The sequence below is a fragment of the Mycobacterium sp. genome (genome assembly GCF_049280035.1).
GTDB lineage: Bacteria > Actinomycetota > Actinomycetes > Mycobacteriales > Mycobacteriaceae > Mycobacterium.
Genome location: NZ_JBAPPI010000494.1, coordinates 1 through 1,961, shown reverse-complemented (window position 1 = coordinate 1,961; position 1,961 = coordinate 1). Strand labels below are relative to the sequence as shown.

Annotated in this window: 2 protein-coding genes; one reads left to right on the top strand and one right to left on the bottom strand. The window is 63.6% G+C overall.

Translation table 11 applies throughout. From position 1 onward, the window contains the following. Nucleotides 1–244 precede the first annotated feature (244 nt). Complete coding sequence (locus WAN71_RS16110; protein ID WP_422226292.1) at nucleotides 245–835, top strand: TetR family transcriptional regulator; 591 nt, start codon at nucleotides 245–247, stop codon at nucleotides 833–835. A gap of 6 nt (nucleotides 836–841) precedes the next feature. On the opposite strand, the gene WAN71_RS16105 is transcribed toward WAN71_RS16110, so the two are convergent. Next, nucleotides 842–1,882 carry a spirocyclase AveC family protein gene (locus tag WAN71_RS16105; protein ID WP_422226291.1) on the bottom strand — a complete coding sequence of 347 codons (1,041 nt, stop codon included), beginning with the start codon at nucleotides 1,880–1,882 and terminating at the stop codon, nucleotides 842–844. Nucleotides 1,883–1,961 lie beyond the last annotated feature (79 nt).

The following is a 1,961-nucleotide window of genomic DNA, read 5'->3' as shown; positions in this document are numbered from 1 at the left end:
CGCCACGCGCGCGTACGGTCCTCCGCGAAGGGCAGATCGTTGATATTCAGTGTTCCAGTCACGCCCAGTTCGGTCATTTAGACGGAGTTCCTCTCTGCACACGCCGACCGCGTTCAGATATAATTTTGACAGTGCACTGTCATATGTCGGAAGTATCGTCGGTACCACGACGAGTGTCAACGATGTGGCGGTACCCGCAGTCGTTGTACTGTCGGGACACCCAGAGAGACGAGGGGGTTGGCGGATGGCCCGGGGCGACCGATCACCGCGGGACGAGCATGCGGACCGGATCCGGAATGCTTTGCTGAATGCGGCCCTGAACCTGTTCAGCACCAACGGGTACGACGAGACCACTACGGACCAGATCGCCGAGAGAGTGGGGGTTTCGCCCAGGACGTTCTTCCGGTACTTCCCGACCAAGGAGTCAGTGCTTTTCTTCGGCGAGTACGACTTCATTGAGGCAGTGAGCGGGGTCTACCTCGCTCAACCGGAGGGGGCGTCAGATTTCGAGGCGTTGGCGAATTCATTCGCGCTGCTTGCGCCAGGCCTCAACCGCATCCGCAAGAGGATCGCGCAGTATCACGATGCCGTCGCGTCGTCGCTCGTGCTGCTGGGCCGCGAGCGCAAAAACCACGAGGCAAACGCCGAGACCGTCGCCAAGGTGATCGCCGAACGACGCCGAATGCCGGCCCCCGACAGCGAATGCCGGCTCTTGGCGGCAGTCGGCATGCTGCTCGTCGAGCGGGCCCTCAACCAGTGGCTGTCGACGCCGGGCCGCTCGCTCGACGACCTGATCCGCCAGGAGTTCGCTGCCCTGCCCGCGGTCCTGAAGTAGCCCGACCTAGCGATCGTCGAAGCGGGTGCCATCGGGACAGCGCCGGGGCGTGTCCGGTCCGCAGTACTGCGTGCGCAGATAGGTCGGGTAGGTCTGGGTCGGCCCGGCGTAAAAGCCGGCGAGGTTCACCGGCAGGTCGTACACGCCGATCGCCACCACGTGCAAAAAGCCGGTGACCGCCAGCACCCTGAGCAGTCCTCTGACCCGTGGTCCGGCCCGCTCCAGAGTCTCGACACCCGCCTCCACCCGGATCTGGCCTTTATTGTTGCGGAAGAACATCAATGCGCCGCTCGAACTGAGCACCAGCGACCACAGGATGGGGCCGTAGAGCGGTATCTGGATAGTCTGCCCCGCCCACAGCGTGACGCTGGGAATCGATGCCGGATAGCCGAGCAGACCGTGGCGCACCGCAAAGATCTCGAGCGGAAACTCGATGACGTATACCGCGAGCCAACCGGCGCAGAAGGTGCGGACGGGTCCCAGCGTCGGCCACCGGTGGCGGGCGCGGCCCATGGCCCCGCGGGCGATCGAGCCCATGGCCAGTGGCATCCAGATGTAGATCATTCCGATCATCAGCACCGGCTCGGCCATCAATCGGCCGTCCGGGCTTAGCCAGCCGGGGATGTTCTCGGTCCAGTTACCGAAGTTGACCAACCCGGCGTTGTAGAACAGCGCCGGCTGAAACCAGTTGATCAAGGGATCGTGCCACCAGGCGATCGCCGATCCGATCACGATGGCGGCTTCGACACAGAGCTGACGCTCGCGCACGCTCTTGCGGATCACATAGACGATCGCGACCAGTGCCAGCACGGGGCAGGCGATCTGGAAGGCGGTCATCGCCCACTGAGTGGCTCGGGGGATCGGGTCGGGACCCGGACTCACCGGAGTCGCATTGCCCGACACGATCCATGAGATGTAGACGTAGGCGGCGGCGACGAAGCACACCGTGCCGAGGCTCGACCAGAACAGTACTGGCCGCAGCGTCTTGGTCCGCGCGGGTTCGATGGCCGACGGCTCTGCTTGCCTCGGGGACTTCAGATCCGTCACTGCGCAGCTCCTTTGACACAACCTAACCAAAGATGACAGTTCACTGTCACAGTGTCAACGTCCGACATAGGATCTCGGG

Bases quoted from the DNA above. Each gene is read 5' to 3' on its own strand.
- WAN71_RS16110 (WP_422226292.1), top strand. From the start codon at position 245: ATGGCCCGGGGCGACCGATCACCGCGGGACGAGCATGCGGACCGGATC.